Annotated in this window: 16 protein-coding genes; 14 read left to right on the forward strand and 2 right to left on the reverse strand. The window is 72.0% G+C overall.

Going from position 1 to position 21,627, the window contains the following annotated elements:
• The first annotated feature begins 44 nt into the window (after positions 1 to 44).
• From pdhA to ACFYY8_RS35610, 3 genes are read left to right on the forward strand one after another with little or no spacing between them, the layout of a single operon-like run.
• Positions 45 to 1,190, forward strand: coding sequence for a pyruvate dehydrogenase (acetyl-transferring) E1 component subunit alpha (gene pdhA, locus ACFYY8_RS35600; RefSeq protein ID WP_390048778.1), 1,146 nt, complete (start codon positions 45 to 47; stop codon positions 1,188 to 1,190).
• A gap of 27 nt (positions 1,191 to 1,217) precedes the next feature.
• A complete protein-coding gene (locus ACFYY8_RS35605) occupies positions 1,218 to 2,195 on the forward strand; it encodes an alpha-ketoacid dehydrogenase subunit beta (protein WP_390048780.1) in 978 nt (325 codons plus the stop codon).
• A gap of 2 nt (positions 2,196 to 2,197) precedes the next feature.
• Complete coding sequence (locus ACFYY8_RS35610) at positions 2,198 to 3,451, forward strand: dihydrolipoamide acetyltransferase family protein (protein WP_390048782.1); 1,254 nt, start codon at positions 2,198 to 2,200, stop codon at positions 3,449 to 3,451.
• Positions 3,452 to 3,511: 60 nt separating this feature from the next.
• Here the strand turns inward: ACFYY8_RS35610 and ACFYY8_RS35615 are convergent, their stop codons facing one another.
• Together ACFYY8_RS35615 and ACFYY8_RS35620 are read right to left on the reverse strand one after the other, a co-directional pair.
• A complete protein-coding gene (locus ACFYY8_RS35615) occupies positions 3,512 to 3,922 on the reverse strand; it encodes an SgcJ/EcaC family oxidoreductase (RefSeq protein ID WP_390048784.1) in 411 nt (136 codons plus the stop codon).
• A 43-nt stretch (positions 3,923 to 3,965) separates the two neighbouring features.
• Positions 3,966 to 4,124, reverse strand: coding sequence for a hypothetical protein (locus ACFYY8_RS35620; RefSeq protein WP_390048786.1), 159 nt, complete (start codon positions 4,122 to 4,124; stop codon positions 3,966 to 3,968).
• 399 nt (positions 4,125 to 4,523) lie between these two features.
• Here ACFYY8_RS35620 and ACFYY8_RS35625 point away from each other — a divergent pair, with 399 nt between their 5' ends.
• From ACFYY8_RS35625 to ACFYY8_RS35675, 11 genes are all read left to right on the forward strand, one after another.
• A complete protein-coding gene (locus ACFYY8_RS35625) occupies positions 4,524 to 6,083 on the forward strand; it encodes a 4-hydroxyphenylacetate 3-hydroxylase family protein (protein WP_390048788.1) in 1,560 nt (519 codons plus the stop codon).
• A 120-nt stretch (positions 6,084 to 6,203) separates the two neighbouring features.
• Positions 6,204 to 6,872 (forward strand): response regulator transcription factor, encoded by a 669-nt coding sequence (locus tag ACFYY8_RS35630; RefSeq protein ID WP_390048790.1) that lies wholly within the window; start codon positions 6,204 to 6,206, stop codon positions 6,870 to 6,872.
• Complete coding sequence (locus ACFYY8_RS35635) at positions 6,844 to 7,941, forward strand: sensor histidine kinase (protein ID WP_390048792.1); 1,098 nt, start codon at positions 6,844 to 6,846, stop codon at positions 7,939 to 7,941. Before ACFYY8_RS35630 ends, ACFYY8_RS35635 begins: the two co-directional genes overlap by 29 nt.
• A gap of 64 nt (positions 7,942 to 8,005) precedes the next feature.
• Positions 8,006 to 12,871, forward strand: coding sequence for a choice-of-anchor Q domain-containing protein (locus tag ACFYY8_RS35640; protein WP_390048794.1), 4,866 nt, complete (start codon positions 8,006 to 8,008; stop codon positions 12,869 to 12,871).
• Between the two features lie 2 nt (positions 12,872 to 12,873).
• Complete coding sequence (locus tag ACFYY8_RS35645) at positions 12,874 to 14,079, forward strand: multicopper oxidase domain-containing protein (RefSeq protein WP_390048796.1); 1,206 nt, start codon at positions 12,874 to 12,876, stop codon at positions 14,077 to 14,079.
• Positions 14,072 to 15,754, forward strand: a complete 1,683-nt coding sequence (locus ACFYY8_RS35650; RefSeq protein ID WP_390048797.1) for a multicopper oxidase domain-containing protein — start codon at positions 14,072 to 14,074, stop codon at positions 15,752 to 15,754. The genes ACFYY8_RS35645 and ACFYY8_RS35650 overlap by 8 nt, the downstream gene beginning before the upstream one ends.
• An 8-nt stretch (positions 15,755 to 15,762) precedes the next feature.
• Complete coding sequence (locus ACFYY8_RS35655) at positions 15,763 to 16,671, forward strand: multicopper oxidase domain-containing protein (protein ID WP_390048799.1); 909 nt, start codon at positions 15,763 to 15,765, stop codon at positions 16,669 to 16,671.
• The gene (locus ACFYY8_RS35660; protein WP_390048801.1) at positions 16,668 to 17,210 is read left to right on the forward strand and encodes a hypothetical protein; all 543 of its coding nucleotides are present in this window, start codon (positions 16,668 to 16,670) and stop codon (positions 17,208 to 17,210) included. Before ACFYY8_RS35655 ends, ACFYY8_RS35660 begins: the two co-directional genes overlap by 4 nt.
• Positions 17,194 to 18,201, forward strand: a complete 1,008-nt coding sequence (locus tag ACFYY8_RS35665; RefSeq protein WP_390048803.1) for a copper resistance protein CopC — start codon at positions 17,194 to 17,196, stop codon at positions 18,199 to 18,201. The genes ACFYY8_RS35660 and ACFYY8_RS35665 overlap by 17 nt, the downstream gene beginning before the upstream one ends.
• Entirely contained in the window at positions 18,198 to 20,105 is a 1,908-nt protein-coding gene (locus tag ACFYY8_RS35670) for a S8 family serine peptidase (RefSeq protein ID WP_390048805.1), read from the forward strand. The genes ACFYY8_RS35665 and ACFYY8_RS35670 overlap by 4 nt, the downstream gene beginning before the upstream one ends.
• Positions 20,106 to 20,267: 162 nt before the next feature.
• Positions 20,268 to 21,614, forward strand: a complete 1,347-nt coding sequence (locus ACFYY8_RS35675; RefSeq protein ID WP_390048807.1) for a sensor histidine kinase — start codon at positions 20,268 to 20,270, stop codon at positions 21,612 to 21,614.
• Positions 21,615 to 21,627 lie beyond the last annotated feature (13 nt).

The raw sequence follows: 21,627 nt of genomic DNA on the forward strand, positions 1-21,627 counted from the left end.
CCGCGCGCCGGTTCCCGACCACCGCAACGCACGAGGAGTGGCACGTGACCATCGACGCCGCGCGCGGTACGCCCCCGGGGACCGTCACAGCGCCCCCGCCGCCCCCGCCGTCCCCGCCGCCCCCGCAGGAACCCGTCCGGCTGCTCACCCCGGACGGCAGGCGGGTCGAGCACCCGGACTACGACGCCGTCTTCACCGCGCGGGAGGTCAGGAGCCTCTACCGGGACCTGGTGATCGTCAGGAGACTCGACGAGGAGGCCCTGGCCCTGGCCAGGCAGGGAGAGCTGGCCGTCTGGCCCTCGCTGCGCGGCCAGGAGGCGGCGCAGGTCGGCTCGGCCCGCGCCCTGCAGCCCGGGGACATGGCCTTCCCCAGCTACCGCGAGCACGGCGTCGCCTGGTGCAGGGGCGTCGACCCGGTGCGGGAACTCGGCTCCTTCCGGGGGATCAACCACGCCGGGTGGGACCCCAGAGAGCACAACCTGCACCTGCCGACGATCGTCATCGGCAGCCAGGTCCTGCACGCGACCGGCTACGCCATGGGCGTCCAGCGCGACGGCGCGGAGGACGCGGTGATCGCCTACTTCGGCGACGGCGCGACCAGCGAGGGCGACGTCAACGAGGCGTTCGCCTGGGCGGCCGTGCAGAACGCGCCGATCGTGTTCTTCTGCCAGAACAACCAGTGGGCGATCTCCGAACCCACCGAGCGGCAGTCACGCGTCCCGCTGCACCGGCGCGCGGACGGCTTCGGCTTCCCCGGCGTCAGGGTGGACGGCAACGACGTGCTGGCCTGCCTGGCGGTGACCGCCAGGGCGCTGGACAACGCGCGCAGCGGGCAGGGGCCGACACTGGTCGAGGCGTTCACCTACCGGATGGGGGCCCACACGACGACGGACGACCCCGGCCGCTACCGCCCGCGCGCCGAGACCGAGGCCTGGCTGCTCAAGGACCCCGTCGAACGGGTCAGGACCTACCTGCTGGCCTGCGGCGCCGCGGACGAGGCCTTCCTCGCCGAGGTCGAGGCGGAGGCGGAACGGATCGGGGCGGACCTGCGCACCCGGTGCCGGGAACTGCCCGATCCGGACCTCGACGAGCTGTGGGACAACGTCTACGCGGCCGAGCACCCGCTGGTCGAGGACGAACGCGCGGCCTTCGCCGCCTACCTCGCCTCCTTCGAGGACACGCCGCGATGAGGGACACACGCGAAGGGAGGCACGGCGGTGGGCGTTGAGACCCTGTCCCTGTCCCGGGCGATGAACGAGGGCCTGCGCAAGGCCATGGAACGCGACCCCAGGGTCCTCGTCATGGGGGAGGACGTCGGCAGGCTCGGCGGTGTCTTCCGGGTGACCGACGGCCTGCAGAAGGACTTCGGCGAGAGCAGGGTCATCGACACGCCCCTGGCCGAGTCGGGCATCGTCGGCACGGCCATCGGGCTGGCGCTGCGCGGCTACCGCCCGGTGTGCGAGATCCAGTTCGACGGCTTCGTGTTCCCCGCCTTCAACCAGATCACCACCCAGCTCGCCAAGATGCGGCTGCGCTCCCTCGGCACGCTCGAACTTCCCGTCGTCGTCCGGATCCCGTTCGGCGGCGGCATCGGCGCCGCCGAACACCACAGCGAGTCCCCCGAGGCGTACTTCACCCACACCGGCGGCCTGCGCGTGGTCGCCTGCTCCAACCCCTCCGACGCCTACACGATGATCCAGCAGGCCATCTCCTGCCCCGACCCGGTGATCCTGTTCGAGCCGAAACGGCGCTACTGGGACAGGGCGCCGGTCGAGCTCGACCCGTCGGGAGCGGTGCCCCTCGGCCGGGCCGTGGTCGCCCGCCCGGGGCGGGACGTGACGCTGCTGGCCTACGGCCCGGCCGTACGGACCTGTCTCGAAGCCGCCCAGGCCGACGAGAGCCGCTCCGTCGAGGTCGTCGACGTCCGCTCGCTCAGCCCCCTGGACGAGGCGACGGTGCTGTCCTCGGTGCGCAGGACCGGCCGGTGCGTCGTCGTGCACGAGGCCCCGGTGTTCAGCGGGTACGGCGCGGAGCTGGCGGCGAGGATCACCGAACGGTGCTTCTACGACCTGCGGGCCCCGGTGCTGCGGGTCGGCGGCTTCTCCACGCCCTATCCGCCCTCGCGTCTCGAACGGCACTACCTTCCCGACCTCGACCGCGTCCTCGACGCCGTCGACCGGACCATGGCCTGGTGACCATGAGCGAGCTGAGACGGTTCGCGCTCCCCGACGTCGGTGAGGGGCTCGTCGAGGCGGAGATCGTCAGGTGGCACGTGCGCCCCGGCGAGACCGTGCGGGTCAACCAGGTCATCCTTGAGATCGAGACGGCCAAGGCCGTCGTCGAGCTGCCCTGCCCCTTCGCGGGCGTCGTGGGGGAACTCCTCGTCGAGGAGGGCACGACGGTCGAGGTCGGCACACCGCTCATCACCGTGGCCGTCGGCGGGGACGCGCCCCAGGCGGCACCGCCCGTCGCCCCTCGGGAGGAGGAGCGGGTTCCCGTGCTCGTCGGGTACGGCGCCATGCCGGGCGCGACGAGCCGCAGACCGCGCAGACGGACCTCCCCCGAAAGGCCCGAAAGGCCCGGAGAGAGCGGAGGGAGCGGAGACCGTGGCGCGGGCGAGCCGCCCGTCCGCAGACTGGCCAAGGACCTCGGCGTCGACCTGGCCGCCCTCGCCAGGACCGGCCAGGGAGGGCCGGTCACCCACGAGGACGTCCGGCGGGCGGCGGCCGTACCGGACCCGGAGCCCGGCGACGGGCAGGAGCGGATCCCGGTCAGGGGGGTGCGCAGGCACACGGCGGAGGCGATGGTGCGTTCGGCGTTCACCGCCCCGCACGTGACGACCTGGCTGCAGGTCGACGTCACCGCGATGACGGAGCTGGTCACGAGGCTGCGCGGGCTGGCCGACTTCGCCGGGACCAGGGTCTCGCCGCTGCTGCCCGTCGCCAGGGCGCTGGTGATCGCGGTCAGGCGCAACCCGATGATCAACTCCTCGTGGGACGAGGCCGCCCAGGAGATCGTGCTCCGGCGGCGGGTGAACCTCGGCGTCGCCGTCGCCACGGAACGCGGGCTGATCGTCCCCAACGTCAAAGGCGCCGACGGCCTGTCGCTGCCCGCCCTGGCCCGCGCCCTGACGGAGCTGACAGGGACCGCGCGGTCGGGCGGGGCCACCCCCGGGGACCTGTCGGGGGGAACCGTCACGATCACCAACACGGGTGTCTTCGGCGTGGACGCCGGAACCCCGATCCTGACGCCGGGGGAGTCGGCGATCCTCGCGCTCGGCCAGATCAGGGACATGCCCTGGGTGTACGAGGGACGGGTCACGGTCCGCAGGGTCGCCACGCTGGCGCTGTCGTTCGACCACCGGATCGTGGACGGCGAACTGGGCGCCACGGTGCTCCGCGAGATCGGCGCCATGCTGGAGGATCCGCTCCTGATGCTCGCCTGGTCCTGACCGGTCCCGACATGAGGACGCCGCCCGGCCGCGGGGCCGGGCGGCGTCCTCGCGGGCGGGTCAGGCCGGGTTGACGGGGCTGTTCTGGTAGGCGGCGAGCCGCCACTGGCCGTCCTCCTTGACGACCAGCCAGGAGGCCCGGATGGCGCGCTCCGGGGAGACCTCGGTCTCTCCCGGGGCCAGCACGCCGCCCTGCGTGATCAGCACCCCGGTCGTCTCGCCGAGGAACCTGACGTCGATGGGGCGCCCGGTCACCTGGGTGCCCTTGAACGGGCCCTCGAACGCCTCCGCCATGAACGAGCGGATCTCCTGGCGGCCCTTGCGGTAGAGGCCGGGCAGGATCATGCTCCCGTCCTCGGTGAAGACGCCGGCGAAGGCCTCCGCGTCGTGTTCTGCCCACGCGTCGACGACGCGCTGGGGAACGGCCGCCACGGCGGCCCTGTCCGCGTCCGAGGGGCTGGTCGTTGTCATGGGTTGCCCTTTCTCCTGGCTGTCTGATGGTCGTCGGGAAGTCTCAGGCGGCCTCGTCCGGGATCTCCCAGGCGGGGGACGGGCACGCGCGGGCACGCGCGGCCCTCCTCCGCGCCAGGGTCCAGGTCACGCCCTCCGTCTCCTTGTCGTCACCCGGCGGACAGGACGGGTCCTCCCGCCGGGCCTGGGGTCGCTCGGACACGCGGCCGGTCGGCCGTCCTGATGCGGGAACGTCGGCGGTCAGCACCATTTCCTCCTGGGAACCAGCTGGGAACGAGCGGACGAGAACCGGGAGGCGCGCCGCTCGTACGGTCACGGAAGGCGGGGGAGCGGTGGTCCCCAGGAGACGGTCGGGAACCGTCCGGAGCCGGACGCCCTGTCGTCCACTGTCATCCACTGTCATCCACCGGCGATGGCGGCGACCGCCTCCGGTGTGCTCGCCCTCCGACCGTCCCACCCGGCGCCGGGCCCCCGCATCTCTCGGATTGCGCTGTCCGGGAGAACGGCGGTGATCAGCGCAACCTGGGAGAAAGGCATCGCCACCACCGGGTGCCACCATGGAGTTCCGCGGCGCCGCCCACAACTTCCCCGAGGAGTCGAGGTGCGAGACGAGCAGACAGGCCCCGTGACCCGCCCGCTGACCGGTGAGGAGTACATCGAGAGTCTGCGCGACGACCGTGAGATCTACGTGTACGGCGAACGCGTCAAGGACCCCACGACCCACCCGGCCTTCCGCAACCCCATCCGGATGACGGCGCGGCTCTACGACGCGCTGCACGACCCGGCCAGGCGCGCGGTCCTCACCGCGCCGACCGACACGGGAAGCGGCGGATACACCCACAGGTTCTTCACCACACCGCACAGCGCCGAGGACCTCGTCGCCGACCAGCGGGCCATCGCCGAGTGGGCGCGCATGAGCTACGGCTGGATGGGCCGCAGCCCCGACTACAAGGCCTCCTTCCTCGGCACGCTCGGCGCCAACGCCGACTTCTACGAGCCCTTCGCCGACAACGCGCGCCGGTGGTACGCCGAGTCGCAGGAGAAGGTCCTCTACTGGAACCACGCCATCGTCCACCCCCCGGTCGACCGGAGCCGCCCGCCGGACGAGGTCGCCGACGTCTTCGTCCACGTGGAGCGGGAGACCGACGCGGGCCTGGTCGTCAGCGGGGCCAAGGTGGTCGCCACCGGCTCGGCGCTCACCCACTACAACTTCATCGCCCACTACGGACTGCCGATCAAGAGACGGGAGTTCGCGCTGGTGGCCACGGTGCCGATGGGCGCGCGGGGGATGAAGCTGATCTGCCGCCCCTCCTACACCGCCGCCGCGGCGGTGATGGGCAGCCCCTTCGACTACCCGCTCTCCTCACGCCTCGACGAGAACGACACCATCCTGGTACTGGACAAGGTCCTCATCCCCTGGGAGAACGTCTTCGTCTACGGCGACGTGGGAAAGGTCCAGCTGTTCACCGGGCACTCCGGCTTCATCGAGCGCTTCACCTTCCACGGCTGCACCCGCCTGGCGGTGAAACTGGAGTTCATCGCGGGCCTGCTGGCCAAGGCGCTCGAGATCACCGGCACCAGGGACTTCCGGGGCGTGCAGAGCAGGATGGGCGAGGTCCTGGCCTGGCGGAACCTCTTCTGGGCGCTGTCGGACGCCGCCGCGCGCAACCCCGTCCCGTGGCGCAACGGCGCGGTGCTGCCCAACCCCCAGTACGGCATGGCCTACCGGTGGTTCATGCAGGTCGGCTATCCCAGGATCAGGGAGATCGTGCTGAAGGACGTCGCCAGCGGGCTGATCTACGTCAACTCCAGCGCCGACGACTTCAAGAACCCGGACATCCGTCCTTACCTGGACAGGTTCGTCCGAGGTTCGAACGGGGTGGACGCCGTCGAGCGGGTCAAGGTCATGAAGCTGCTGTGGGACGCGGTCGGCACCGAGTTCGGCGGCAGGCACGAGCTGTACGAGCTCAACTACGCCGGCAACCACGAGAGCACCCGCGTCGAGCTGCTGCTCGGGCAGGGCGCGTCGGGGCAGATCGACGACTACAAGGCGTTCGTCGAGCGGTGCCTCGGGGAGTACGACCTGAACGGCTGGACCGTCCCCGACCTGTCCTCCTTCGACGACCTGCGCCACGCCAGGAACGACCTGCTCAACGGCTGACCTCACCGCTTATTTCGTGACATTTAGTTATCTGAGAAGTAGGGGTGACTTGTCAGGGCCGCTGTGTGATCCTCATGCTCAGGTGACCAGTGATCCGCACACGTGAGGAGAGGGACGCCGGTGGGACGGGTGTTGGTCGTCGAGGACGACGACAGGATCGCGCAACTCGTGGCCCGGGTCCTGCGGGACGAGGGCCACGCCGTGGACAGCGCCTCGACCGGGCACGAGGGGCTGCGGGCCGCGCTCGCCCACGACTTCGACCTCGTGGTGCTCGACCTCATGCTTCCCGGCCTCGCCGGGGACCGGGTCCTCGAACGTCTCGTCGAGACACGTCCAGAACAGCGCGTCCTGGTCCTGTCGGCGCTGTCCGACGTCGGGGTCCGGGTCGCCTGTCTTGAGGCGGGTGCCGCCGACTTCCTCGGTAAGCCCTTCGCAGTCGCCGAACTGGTCGCCCGGGTCCGCACCCGGATGCGCGGCCAGGCCCCTGGAGCCGCCCAGCGGTGGCTTGAGGCGGGCGCCGTACGGCTCGACCTGCGCCTGCGCAGGGCCGTGGTGGCCGGACGGCGGACGGAGCTGCCCCTGCGAGAGTTCCTCCTGCTGCAGCACCTCATGCGGCGGGCCGGGCAGGTGTGCAGCCGCGCCGAACTGCTCGCCGACGTATGGGGACTGACCTTCGACCCCCGCAGCAACGTCGTGGACGTCTGCGTCCGGCGGCTGCGCGCCAAACTCGACGGTCCCCAGCGGGTGGAAGCGGTGCGCCATGTCGGCTATCGGTTCGTCACGGACTAGCCGCCTGCTGATCGGCGCCTGGGCGGTAGGGGCACTGGTCGCCCTGGTGCTGATGTACCTCCTGCCGGGCGGCGAGACGATCCCCTTCCATCTGGTGTGGATCGGCCTGTCCCTCATCTACGGCTTCACGGTCTGGCGCCCGGTGTCCATGATCGTGGCGCTGCTGGCGGTGACGGTCAGCACGGGCTACGTGCTCGCCCACCACGCCGACCTGGGGGAGATCGGCTGGGAGGAGACCGCGGAGGTCCCCCTGATGTCGATCCTCTTCGCCGTCATGGTCTGGCACGTCTACCGGAGGCAGCAGGCGCTCGCCGAGGTCGCCAGGCTGGCGGAGGCGGAACGGCGCGGCGCGGAACGGCGGCAGCTGTTCGTCAGGTTCGCCTCCCACGAACTCCGTACCCCGATCACCGTCGCCCGCGGATACCTGGAACTGGTCGGGAGGACCGTCGGTCCCGCCGCGCGGGAGGACCTGGCCGTCGTCATCGAGGAACTCGACAAACTGACCGTGATCAGCCGACGGCTGATCACGCTGATGCAGGCCGACGACCCCCACCCGGAGCAGCTGCCGAGGGACGTGGACGCGGAGCTGGCCAGGATCGTCCGGCGGTGGCGGCCCGCCGCGCCCCGCTCGTGGTCGGTGCGCTCGGCGGTCGGCCCGAGACCGGTGAACGCCGAACGCCTGGAGGCGGCGCTCGACTGCCTGCTGGAGAACGCGGTCAAGTTCACCGGCCCCGGCGACCGGATCGAGGTGACCGGCCGTACCGGATCGGGTGCCTGGGTGGTCGAGGTGACGGACTCGGGGGTCGGCGTCACCGAGGAACAGGCCAGAGCCCTGACCTCGGGAGGGCCCGGCCCGGCCCGCACCGAGACCGGGAGCGGCCTCGGCCTGGCCATCGCGCGTGCCGTCGTCGAGGGATGGGGCGGCGGCCTGACGGTGACCGGCTCCCCGGGCTCAGGCACCACGGTCACCCTGCGGGTGCCCGACACCCCGGCGCCGGATGACAGGGGAGGAACGGGACCCACGGCCGTTTCCGCTCGCCACGGGCGCGTCCCAGGCGAGCCGGAATGACATGTCGATGACAGACACGTCATCTTTCATGGCCCCGGCCACGGGGTGAGCCCATGATCCGGGCATGTCCCGTCGTAGATCCAGGTTCGCCCCGTGGGCGGTCGCGGTCACCCTCATGGCCGGGGCGCTCGCCTCTCCCGCCCTGGCGCCCCCCGCCGCCGCGCAGGACAGCTCGATCACCGTCCAGGCCCGTGACCTGGCGACCGGAGCTCCGCTGCCGAAGTTCCAGTACATCGTCAACGCTGACAACACCCGTCTGCCGGACGACCCCGACCCCGCCCTCCGCACCGGGGTCGCGGCCACCGAGAGCAACAGCCCCGTCGTCGCGGAGGGCGACCAGGACAGGGCGACACTCGACCTGCCGGACGGCCGCTACCTCGTCTCGGTCAGGTCGGACGACCACAAGATGTGGGGCAGGCACATCACGCTGCCCCGGGACGCGGGCACGGTACAGGTCGCCATGTCCGAGGCCGATGACGCCCACCCGCTCCCGCTCGGCAAGATCAGGGTGTTCGTCTTCGACGACAACCAGTGGGCCAACGGAGCGCCCGACACCGGGGAGGCCGGGCTGCCCGGCTTCCAGGTCACCCTGGAGGAGCAGACCAACTCCCAGGTCGCCGTCGACTACCACAACCGCCCGTTGTGCGGCGGCGACTGCCGTACCGCCTCCGACGGGTTCGTCCAGATCGACGACCTGGGCCCGGCGACCTACTTCATCAAGGTGACGCCCCCGGACGCCTGCGGCAAGGACGGGTCGGGCCGGTGGACGCAGACCACCACCATCGACGGCGGCGTCGGACTCCAGGCCGGGGTCGAGGAGGGAAGTGACGGCACGGGAGCCCCCGGGGAGTCGCTCTGGGAACCGCCGGACCGGCGTACCGGCTACTGGTTCGGCTTCGTGTGCACGGCCACGGACTTCGCCGCCCCCGGCACCGGGTCGATCAGCGGGACCGCGAAGAACTGGAAGGCCTGGCCGCCGTTCGAGGTCCTGGAGACCGCCGAACCGGTCGAGAGCCCGTACATCGCCCTGACCAGCAGCGCCAACGACACCACACTCTACGTCGGGCAGGGCGACGAGGAGGGGAACTTCACCGTCCCCAGGGTCCCGCCGGGGTCGTACATCCTGTCGATCTGGGACGAACAGCTGAGCTACATCACCCGGTTCCTGCCCGTCGAGGTGACGGCGGCGGGACAGAGAGTGGACCTCGGAGACGTGGGGGTCTCCCGCTGGTTCGGCTGGCTGTCCGGCCACGTCTACCAGGACACCGGCGTCGCCGCCGACGGTACGGCACTGCCCTCGGGCAGCAGGGGCAACGGCGTCCGCGACTGCGCCGATCTGAAGAACGAGGTCACCTGCGAACCCGCCATCCCCAACACCGACGTGGACCAGCGGTGGCGGGACGGCTCGATCAAGGACTCCACGTTCACCGACGCCCAGGGGCGCTACGAGTACACCAACGCCGAGGGCGGCCCGCTCGGCAAGTGGTTCATCGGCGAGGTGGGATTCGCCCGCTTCGGCACCACCGGGGCCGCGGTGCACAGCGAGTACGACCCGTCGCGGTCGGCGCACGTGCCGACGGACGAGGGCGGCGGCCTGCTCACCAACCAGCTCGTCATCGAGGGCCACCGCAGCGAGGTCGACTGGGGCAAGTACTCCTACGGCGGCAAGCCGGGGCAGATCATCGGCATCACCTACTTCGCCACGACCCGCAACGAGTTCGACGCCCGCATGCAGGTCCACGAGAAGTACGAGCCGGGCATCCCCGGCGTGACGGTCAGGCTGGAGGGGCCCGGACCCGACAACCAGCCGGGTACCGCCGACGACGTCGTGCTCAACGAGTACGTCACCGACCACTGGAAGCCCTCGACCGGATGCGATGTCCTGGACCACAAGGGCGACGACATCTCCGTCCAGCTCAACCCGCTGATCGGCCCCAAGTGCGTCGAGGTCCCCGCGACCGGCAACGAGACCAGGGACGCGGCCTTCGACGGCGGCTACGCCTTCGCCGACCACTGCCCGGCGGCGACCGGCGGCTTCGGCCACTTCGACGCCGAGGGGGAGACCGTCTGCGGCGACGGCAGCGCGCCGGTCCCGCTGGTCGCGGGCACCTACGTCACCCACGTGGTGATGCCCGCCGACCCCCGAGACCCCCGGCCGTGCAACCCCACCGGCCAGAAGTACGTCAGCGGCCCCGGTGGGAACGGCTGCCTCTACCGGCCGGTCCGCGAGGAGGACGTCAACGTCGACCTGGGAGGCCGGTTCACCCCCGCCATCCCGCCGCCCCCGTGCGTCGGGGACGGGCACGTCATCGACCAGTCCACGCTCACCCCGCGCAGCCCCTACCACGGGGTCGAGCCGAGCCCGTCGCGGCCGCTGTGCGACAAACGGCTGGTCGTGCTGCAGAACAACCAGAACGCCAACGCCGACTTCCACCTGATGACCAACTTCAGGAACGGCCCCGACGTGGCCGAACCGGGACGCATCGTCGGCCTCGTCTCCGACGACATCTACTTCGACCGCGACCCCAAGTCCGTCTGGTACGGCGAGCCCCGCGCCATCGGCAACATCCCCATCGGCATCCGCGACTACAACTGGCGCCTGATCACCACGGTGAAGACCAGCGAGAACGGCGGCTACGAGGCGCTGCTGCCCTCCACCGAGACCTACAACTGCCCCATCCCGCAGGGAACCTGCCCCGGAATGTACGTGGTGGTCGTCAACGACCCAGGGGACAAGGCCCACCCGAACCCCGACTTCAACCCCGACTACCTGACGGCGTCCTTCGCCTGGGACGTGTGGCCCGGCCAGACCGACCAGCTCGACACCCCGCTCGATCCGATCTCCGGGACGGCGTGCGAACTCCCGGTGAACACCCCCGAGGTGCTCGAGGTCTCCACGCCGTACACCACGGCGGGCGACCCGGCGGCGGAACGCCGCGTCACCATCCAGGGCGACTTCTTCGGGACCACGGCGGGCAGCGTGACGCTCGGCGACCCGGTGGCCCCGCAGAGCCGTACCCTGACCGTTGCCAACGGCGGGATCGTCAGCTGGGGCGACCGCCGGATCGTCATCACCGTCCCACCGATCGGGGTGACCCCCGCCCAGATACGCCCGGGACCGAAACAGCTGTCGGTCCGCACCGCCGCGGGCTTCTCCTCGGTCAACGGGCTCACCTTCCACGTGCGCGGCAACACCGGCGGCGTGGACTACCGGCCCCCGGTCGTCGAGGTGGCCCCGCCCACCACCCCCGGGGCCATCCAGAGCGCGGTCAACGTCGCGGCCCCCGGCAGCCTGCTGGTGCTCAAGCCCGGCGTCTACCACGAGAACGTGCTCATGTGGAAGCCCCTCCTGCTGCAGGGACTCGGCCCCGGCGGCCTCGTCGGCGCCCGCGAACTGCTGGAACGCGCCCCGGAGGACCCACGCGCCGACATCCAGGGCACCGTCGTCGACGGACGGTTCTTCCACGACAACAAACTCACCTGGACGACGGCGCTGACGGCCGCCGGGCCCCTGGCCGGGGTGGACGCCGACCACCCGGTCCTCGAAGGAGCGGGCATCACGGTCGCGGCCAAGACCGCCACGGCCTTCCCCTCGGGCCTGACGGCGGCCCGTATCGACGGCCTCGGCGTCACCACGGGCCAGGGCCAGGGGGCCGGAGGCGTCCAGCTCCAGGCCCACGCCGCCAATCTGCAGATCACCAACGACATCTTCGAGAGCGACGGCGGCCTGTTCGCGGGCGGCATCGGCCTCGGCCAGCCGTACACCGACAGCCACAACACCGGCGTGAAGATTCTCAACGACAGGATCCTCGGCAGCGGCGGCCTCGCCCGCTCCGGCGGCATCGGGATCTTCCGCGGCTCCGACGGCTACGAGGTGGCCAGGAGCATCGTCTGCGGGAACTTCGGCGTCGAGTACGGCGCGGGCATCTCCCACTGGGGCCTGTCACCCGGCGGGTCCATCCACGACAACCAGGTCTACTACAACGACTCGGTCGACTCCGGGGCTGGGATCAGCGTCGCCCAGGAGATCCCGCGCCCGCTGCCCGACGGCACCACCCCGCTCGGCGACGGCTCCGGCGCCGTGGACGTCGAACGCAACCTGGTCCAGAGCAACTACTCCGGCGACGACGGCGGCGGCCTCTTCATCGAGAACGCGCACACCGCCCGCGTCAACGTCCGCAACAACATGATCGTGGACAACGGCGCCGCCGATCTCGGCGGCGGGATCATGATGGACGACTCGGCGAACGTGGCGATCGTCAACAACACCGTCGCCAACAACGTCTCGACCGCCTCGTGCGAGACGTGCGACGACACCCCGCACTCCGCGGGCCTGGCGGCAGAGGCCAACGACCCGCTCTTCCAGGCCACCCTGCCCCCGGGATCGCCCACCTTCGCCAACCCGGTGGCGCTGTTCGACAACGTCTTCTGGCAGAACCAGGCCTTCACCCTCAGCAAACCGGGCCCCGGCGCCACACTCGTCTCGCACGGGTCCATCGACCTGGAGATCCACGGCACCGCGAACGGAGCCGACACCTTCACCCCGCGGTACTCGTCGCTGACGGCCGGCACGATCCGCGGCTCGGACGGTGCCGACCACCCGCTCCCGGCGGGCCAGGGCAACGTCTTCGGACAGGACCCGCGGTTCGTCCAGCCCTTCACCCTGGAACTGGCGGTCGCCGGGTCGCGCCTCGACCCGCAGACGGCCTCCGTCACGATCACCGGGCAGGACCCGCCCGTCGGGCTCACCGGCGACTACCACCTGACGGCCGGCTCGCCCGCGATCAACAGGGGGGCGGCCTACTCCACCTACCCGGCGCCGCGGACCGCCACCGCCGTCCCCGCGCCGCCGACCGACTACGACGGCCAGACCCGGCCACGGGGAACGGGCCCAACCCCCTTCGATCTCGGCGCGGACGAGGTGCGATGACCATGAGACGCAGAGACCTCCTCAAGGCCGGAGCCCTGGTCGCCGGACTGGCCGTCGGCGGGCAGACCCTGGAGGGCACGGCGCACGCCGTACCCGGCGCCGCGGCCAGGATCTCCCTGGCGGGCACCGACGGCTACATCACGATCCCCGGCAGGGCACCGGTCTACGTCTTCGGATTCCTCGCGGTGCCGCCGGAGAAGTCCGTCGCCGAGCTGACCGCGGCCTACAAGGGCAAGGCACAGCACGTCGCGCCCGTCCTCGGCCTCGGGCAGGACCAGGACGTCCACATCACCCTGACCAACCTCGGCCTGGTCGGCAGACCCGACCTCGTCGACTCCCACACCATCCACTGGCACGGCTTCCGCACCCCGGCGACCGTGTTCGACGGGGTGCCCGAGGTGTCGGTCTCGGTGCCGATCGAGCGGCGGTTCACCTACTTCTACCGGCCGCACGACCCGGGCACGTACATGTACCACTGCCACTTCGAGGACGTCGAGCACGTCCAGATGGGCATGACGGGCATCGTGTTCGTCCGGCCCGCCCAGGACGGCTCCCCGACCCTGGACCCGCTGCACAGGAGCACCTCCTACGCCTACAACGACGAGGACGGCTCGACCGCCTACGACCGGCATTTCGCGATCCTGCTCAACGAGATCGAGGAACGCGAACACGACGCGGACGAGCAGATCCAGGAGTTCATCTTCACCGACTACGACCCGCAGTACTTCACGCTGAACGGCCGGGTCTACCCCCAGACGATCCTGCCCAACGGGCACCCGTCCCTGCCGGAACAGCCGGTCTCCGCCCTCGTCCAGGTCAACCCGGGGGACCGGGTCCTGCTGCGGCTGGCCAACCTGGGCTACGAACAGCACGCCATGCAACTGCCCGGTATCCCCATGAAGGTGGTCGGCGAGGACGCGACCCTGCTGCGCTCCCCGTCGGGCGCCGACACCTCCTACATCACCTCAACCCTCTACATCGGACCGGGGGAGGCCAGGGACGTGCTGTTCACCGCCCCGCGCTTCAACCCCGGGGCCCGAGTGTCCACCGACGCCCGGGGGCCGCACAACACCTATCTGCTCAAGAACCGGGACTTCAGGAGGCTGTCGAACCGCGGAGTCCCCGGCCTCGGCGGCATGGCGACAGAGGTCCGGGTCTACCAGACGCCGCTGCCGGCCCAGACCGTGGTGGGGGAGACGTATGCGTAAGGTGATCGCGTCGTTGTGCGTCCTGGTCGCGGTGCTGGCGACGCAGGCCGTCCGGCCCGAAGCGCGGGCCCAGGCGGAGGCGGCGCCGAAGCAGGGGCTCGTGTGCGCCACCGGGCCCTCGTTCGACCTGACGGCCACCAGCGGATACGCCGAGACCCCCGACGGCAACAGCGTCCTCATGTGGAGCTACGCCCCGACGGGGGGAGGCTTCCAGAGCCCCGGCCCGACCCTGTGCGTCGAACAGGGCGACAGGGTCACCGTCCGCCTCCACAACGACCTCGCCGAACCGGTCTCCATCGTCCTCCCCGGCCAGTCCGGGGTCGAGGAGACCGGCTCCCCGGGACCGCTGGCCGCGCAGGCCCCCCCGAAAGGCGAGGCGACCTACACCTTCACGGCGGACGAACCCGGCACCTACCTCTACGAGAGCGGCAGCGACCCCTCGAAACAGGTTGAGATGGGCCTGTACGGCGCGCTCGTCGTGCGCCCCCGGGACCGTCCCGACCAGGCCTACGACGCGGCCAGCAGGTTCGACCCGAGCCGGGAGTACCTGATGCTGCTCAGCGACATCGACCCCGACCTGCACCACGCGGTCGAGACGGGCGGCGTCTACGACTTCACCACCCTGCGCAACCGCTACTTCGCGATCAACGGCAGGCAGTTCCCCGACACGCTCCAGAACAACGGGGTCCCCTGGCTGCCCGCCCAGCCGTACGGCGCTCTGGTCCGGGTGAAACCGTACGACGCGACGACCAACCCGCTGCCCGCGCTGATCAGGATGGTCAACGTCGGCGCGCTCAACCACCCCTTCCATCCACACGGCAACCACGTGCGGCAGATCGCCCAGGACGGCAGGCGACTGCGGACGCCGGAGGGCGGCGACGCCGGAGGCGAACACTTCGGCGACACCGTCGCCTCCGGGCAGACCCAGGACTTCCTGTTCACCTGGAAGGACCAGGACTCCTGGGACCCGCAGGGCAACCCGCTGCCCGCCTCCGTAGCGTCGCCGGACTACCGCAACCTGACCTTCAAGAACGGTGACACCTGGTCAAGCGGCAGCGCCTACCTGGGGGCCAAGGGGACGCTCCCCGTAGGCACGACCTCGCAGAACGTCTGCGGCGAGTGGTACTTCCCCTGGCACAGCCATGCCCTGAACGAGTTCACCAACTTCGACGCGGGCTTCGGCGGCATGGCGACCCTGCTACGGGTCGATCCCCCCGGCGGGTGCGCCGCGGTGGCGGGAAGCTCCGTGATCCTCGCCGGGACCCCGGAGTCGGGCTCCGCCGCCGCGCTGGCGAGCGCGGACTCCTCCTACTACCAGGTCACCTCAACGACCACCGAGACCCCGGCCGCCGACTGGTACGGAGGCTTCGCCGGAGTCCCGGCCGGGGCGAGCGCCCTGACCGTCACCTACACCGGGCACAATCCGGCCGGCACGCTGCCGACCACCCTGTGGGCCTGGAGGTGGTCGACGGGAACCTGGGTCAGGCTCGGGGCGGAGACCGGCGTCGGAACCTCCGACACCATGATCACCCGGGTCCTTCCCGCACCCCAGCCGGACTTCCTCGGCACCGGCGCGAACCAGGGGAAGGTGCGGATCCGGGTGCTGACCACCGGCACCACGACCGGTTTCCTCACCCGAGGGAACCTGCTCAAACTCACCTACGACGCACCATGAGGGACCAGATGCGCAGAACTCTCGTGCTCGTCCTGATCGCGGCCTGTCTCGTCCTGCCCGGCTCACCCGCGGCGGCGGCGGGCGTCACGATCGAACTGTGCGCCTCGGCGGGTGAGCTGCGGCTGCCCGACCAGGTCTCCACCGCCGTCTGGGGCTTCTCCCAGGCCGGGCCCGGTGGCTCCTGCACGGGCGCGACCCCCTCCCTGCCGGGCCCCGTGCTCTCGGTCAAGGAGGGGGAGGAGGTCTCCCTCGTCGTGCACAACGGCCTGACGATCCCTGTCTCACTTGAGGTGCCCGGGCTGACCCTCGACCAGGGCGGCGGCGTCACCGCGGCGGCGGGGGAGAGCACGACCGCGACCTTCACCGCCGCCGCCCCCGGCACCTACCTCTACCAGGGAACGGAACGGCAACTGCCGATGGGCCTTTACGGCGCGCTGGTCGTACGGCCCGCGACGGAGGGCCGGGCCTACGCCTCCGCCGCGACCGCCTACGACAGGGAGGCGATCCTGGTGCTCTCGGCGATCGACCCGGCGTTCAACGCCGCGCCGACGACCACCGACCCGCACCGGTACGCGCCGAAGTACTGGCTGGTCAACGGCAGGGCCTACCCCGAGACCACCCCCGTCGACGGGGGGCCGCCGGGCACCAGGGTGCTGCTGCGCTACCTCAATGCGGGTTTCGACAACACCTCGATGCGTCTCCTCGGCGCCTACGAACGGGTGATAGCCCGGGACGCGCACCCGCTGGGCAACCCGTTCGAGGCCACCACCGAGACGGTCCCCGCGGGTGGCACGGAGGACGCCGTCGTCACCGTGCCCTCCTCGGGAACCAGGCTCGCGCTCTACAACCGTCAGCTCCACCTGACCAACGGAGCCGTCTCGCCCGGCGGGATGATGACCTTCATCGAGGTGTCGTGAGCCCGAGAACGCGGGTGGCGCTCGTCCTGGCGGCGACGGTCGGTCTCGGCGGTACGGCGGCGGCCCTGGTGTGGCGGCTGTCGACGCCCCTCGCACCCGTCACGTCCGCCGCGCCCGTCCAGGCCGTCTCGGCCCCCGCGTCGGAGAGCCCGCGGGGGCCGGACACCCGTCCCCCGCCCGGCGGGCCCGCCTTCGACCGGCCGGTCGTCCCGGCGGACCGGCTCGCCGACCGGGCGGGCATCCGGCTCGTACGGGTCTCGGCCAGCGGGGCGGGAGGGCTGCTCGACGTGCGGTTCCAGGTCGTCGACCCCGGCAGGGCCCAGGCGGTGCACCACGCGGACACCCCGCCGCTCGTCGTGGACGAGGCCACCGGGCTGGTGGTCGAACAGCTCTACATGGGCCACGCGCACACCGGAGAGCTGAAACCCGCAGTCACCTATTACCTGGTCTTCGAGAACTCCGGCAACTGGGTACGGCCGGGAAGCAAGGTCACCGTCCTGCTGGGAGACGCGCAGGTGCGGCATGTCACCGTCTCGTGAGAGGGGTCCGGCCCGCCTGGCGCTCTGCCTGTGCTTGGCGTTGCCGGTCGTCGTCTGGCTCGCGGCCCCCGCCTCGGCGCACGGCGTCCTCGTCGGCTCGGACCCGGCGGGTGGAACCGTGCTGGCACGGGCCCCGCGCACCGCGACGCTGACGTTCGACGAGGTCGTCGCGGAGAGGCTCAGTTACGCCCGGCTCGTGGACGGCTCGGGGCGCGTCCTGGAGGACGTCACCTGCTCCGTCGACGGGACCCGGCTCGTTCTGCGGCTTCCCGGACTGCCCTGGGGCATCTACGGCATTGCCTGGCAGGTGCTCACCGCCGGGGACGGCCACAAGGCCGACGGCATGGTGGTCTTCGCCGTCGGTCCCGCCCCCGCCGGGTGGGCGCGGGCCCCGGCCGCCCTTCCTGCGGACTTCGCGCGCGACCCGGCCGTCCCCGGACAGAACGGCCGGGTCGCGGCCCGGGGCTGGGCACGCCTGTGCCTGTTGGCCGGGGTGGTCGCGGTCGCGGCGCTGCTGCGCCGTGTCCTCGTGGCGGGAGTCCGGTACCCGTCCGGGCTCGTCACGGGCGGCCGTCCCGACCCGGCCGCCGCCACGGCCGCCTGCGCGGCGGCCGTACTCCTGCTGGGGGCCGCCCTGTTCACCCGGCAGGCCGGGGCGCCCGCTGTCTCAGGGCCCGCCGCCCCGGCGGCGTCCGTGACGACGACCCGGGGCGTGGTCTCCGGCGACCTGGTCGTCGCGATCTCGGTCACCCCGAACCGGGCGGGGACCAACGGGTTCACCGTCACGGCGGCCAGCTCGCGCCGTCCCCCGCCCGCGCCCGTCGACGGGGTCTCGCTCAGGTCACCCGCCGGGCTCACCCCGCTGCGCAGGCTGGAGTCCGGCCGCTACGTGGGAACCGGAGAGCTGGGGGCGGCCTCGACACGGCTGACGGTGGTCGTCACACGGGGCGGAGAGGTACAGGAGATCCCCGTCGCCTGGAGGCTCGGATGAGGTGGGCGGCCGTGGCCGCCGGGCTCGCGGTTACGGCCGCCGCGTGGTCCGGGCACGCGCGGGCCGTACCTCAGGCACCCGCGGCCCGGGTCATCGTGGTGCTCGACGACCAGGTGGACCCTGGAGCGGTCCGGGGGTACGGCGAGACCCGGCGGGTGGCTCTGGAGCGGGAACTACGCGCCAGGGCGGAGAGGGGGCAGCGCGGCCTCCTGAAACGCCTGGCGGCCCTGCGCTCCCGGGGGCTGGTCTCCGCCGTACGGCCGCTGTGGATCGTCGACGCGGTCGCCGTGACGGCGGACCCCTCGGTGCTGCCCGAACTGGCGGCGCTGCCCGGGATCCGCCGGATCCGCTCCGACCGGACCGTCCAGGCACCCCGCCTGACGGAGTCGCGGGAGCGGCCCGAGGCCAACCTGACGCTCGTCGGCGCTCCCGCCATGTGGGATCTCGGACACCGGGGCCGCGGCGTGGTCGTGGCGAGCCTGGACACCGGGGTCGACCTCACCCACCCCGACCTCGCGGCCGGGTACCGAGGAGGGACGAACAGCTGGTACGACCCCAACGGGGAACACCCTGGCACCCCCGTCGACGTCAACGGCCACGGCACCGCGACCATGGGGATCATGGTCGGCGGAGACGCGGGAGGCACCTCCGTCGGCATGGCGCCGGACGCGACGTGGATCGCGGCGAAGATGTTCGACGACCGTGGCTTCGCCACCCTGAGCGCCGTCCACCTGGCCATGCAGTGGCTGCTCGACCCGGATGGCGACCCGGCGACCGACGACGCGCCCGACGTGGTGAACGGCTCGTGGACGGGCGCGACGGGCGGGTGCGACCCCGAGTTCCGGCCCGACCTCGCGGCGCTGCGGGCGGCGGGCATCGTGCCGGTCTTCGCCACGGGAAACCTGGGACCCACGGCGGGCTCGATCCGTTCCCCGGCGGACGACCCCGGGGCGTTCGCGGTCGGCGCGAGCGACGCCTCCGACGTCGTCGCCCCCTTCAGCGGCCGGGGACCGTCGGCGTGCCAGGGCACGAGCGCGCCCCTGTTGACGGCGCCCGGCGTCGACATCAGGACCACCGACCTGTACGGCCTGCACGTCACCGCCTCCGGCACCTCCCTGGCCGCGCCGCACGTCACGGGAGCCCTCGCGCTGCTGCTCGGCGCCTACCCCGGCCTGGACGCCGACCGTCAGCGGGCGGCGCTGCTGCACGGCGCGCACGACCTCGGCGACCCGGGCCGGGACGACGACAGCGGGTACGGGCGGCTCGACGTCCTGGCCGCCTACCGGTGGCTGGCGGCCACACCGGACTTCACCCTGGCCGTGACCCCCGGATCGCGCGTCGTGGACACCGGCGGCGGCACGGCCGGGTACGTTGTCGCGGTCGGCGCCATGAACGGGTTCACCGGCCGGGTGACCCCCACGGTCTCCGGCCTCCCCGCGGGAGCCGTGGCCTCCTGGGAACCCGCCCAGGTCATGGAGGCGGGGCGCTCACGGCTGACGGTCTCCGTCCTCGGCGGTACGGCGCCGGGCGGTTACCCCCTCACGATCTCCGGGGAAGGCGGCTCATCGGCCCACTCGGCCGGGGCCGTGCTCCTGGTCAGCGCGGGCGACTTCGCCCTCACCGCGAGCCCGGCCGCGCTGTCGGCCGCACGCGGCGGATCGGCCGCGTCCACCGTCTCGGTGACAGCGTCAGGGGGATTCACCGGAGAGGTGACGTTCACGGTCACGGGCCTGCCCTCCGGGGGTACGGCGAGCCTGTCGCCGAACCCGGTACGCGGCGAAGGAGGCAGCAGGCTGACCGTCCGTACCGCCTCCTCGTCCCCGCGCGGTTCCTTCTCCCTCAGGGTCACGGGGCACGGCGGCCCGCTCACCCACACCGTCACGATTCCCTTCACCGTCCGCTAGTGCCCGCTTCGCCGGCGGCGCGGCCTGAGGTGGCCATGCCCTCCGCATGGCGCGGGCCGCGTCTTCGGTGAAGACTGACAGGGAAGTACACGGGGGTGTGACGGGGGGTGTGACGACTGTCGGCGGACCCCGGAACGGCGCCGGGGAGAGTGGAGAGAACGGGTGCGGCGCTCATGCTCCCTTGGCTGGCGTGACTCCGAGTACCTCGCGGCCCGGCCGGGACGGGATCGGGTCAACCGGTTCGTCGTGATGCTGCTGGTCCTGCAGCGCGCGAGCTACCTGGTGCCCGCCGTCGCGGGGGCCTTCAGCGCCGACCGCCTCTACCGGAGCGCCGCGCTGAACGCGGTCCTGCTGACCGTCGCGGTCGCCTGGAACGCCGCGCTGGTCGTGACCACCCGGCGCCGAGGCTGGTTCGCCCGCTGGACGGTGGCCGCGGACGTCGCGGTGACCTGCGGGCTCCTGCTGGCGGTCGGCGCCAACTGCCTCGGTGACTTCCGCGCCCCGGCGAACTGGTCGTCGTCGGCCCTCATGGCCACGGGGGCGTTGACCGGGGCGGTCGCGGAGTCCCTCGCGTGGGCGTGGGCGCTGCTGCCGCCCGCGCTGGCCTACCTGGTGGCGCACGCGGGCGACCTCGGCAGCAGGTACCCGTTGCCGATCGACATCGCGGTGCGCCTGAACTCCTACCTGTGGTTCGCGGCCATCGTCTGCTTCATCCACCGTTACCTGAGGGCGCAGGCGAACCGCCTGGACGACCTGGCCGACCGGCGGCTGGCCGCCGAGACGGGCCACGTCGCCGACCAGGCGCGTTCCGCCGAGCGTCTGGCGCACTACCGGCGGCTGCACGACACGGTGCTCACCACCCTGACGGCCATCGCCCGTGGGGGTCTCGACCACAGGGAGGAGCAGGTACGGCTGCGCTGCGCCGCCGACGCGGAGTACGTCAGGCTGCTCATCGGGCGCGAGGGCACCGGAACGGCCGCCCGCCTGGAGGACGGCCTGGCCAAGGTGATCACCAGGGCCTCCGGGCTCGGGCTGCGGGTCCGCTACGCCGCGGCCGCCCTGCCCGAACGGGTGCCCGCGGCCGTCGTCTCCGCTCTCGCGGACGCCTCGCAGGAGGCGCTCAACAACGTGGCCCTGCACTCCGCGACGAAGGAGGCCTGGCTGACGGTCGTCGGCGAGGACGCGCACGGGAACGGTCCCGGGAACGTTCCTGATGACGGCCGGGGCCATCGGGTGACCGTGCGCGTCGTGGACCGGGGGAGAGGCTTCGACCCGGCCTCCACCACCCCGGGGTTCGGGCTCGCCTCCTCCGTCGCCGGTCGCATGCGGGAGGTCGGCGGTCAGGCCACCGTCCTGTCCGCCGAAGGCGAGGGCACCTGCGTCGAGCTGGTCTGGCCCGGTGACCCGGCCGGGAGCGGGACGGGTCGGTCCTCGACGGTCACGTCAACCGGGACGGAGGCCGGTCCCGGAGGGGCCGGGCGTCAGGGTGACCGCGGCGTGCACGGTTGACCCGCGGGACACG

It is taken from the genome of Streptosporangium sp. NPDC001559 (assembly GCF_042893955.1).
In the GTDB taxonomy this organism is placed as follows: domain Bacteria; phylum Actinomycetota; class Actinomycetes; order Streptosporangiales; family Streptosporangiaceae; genus Streptosporangium.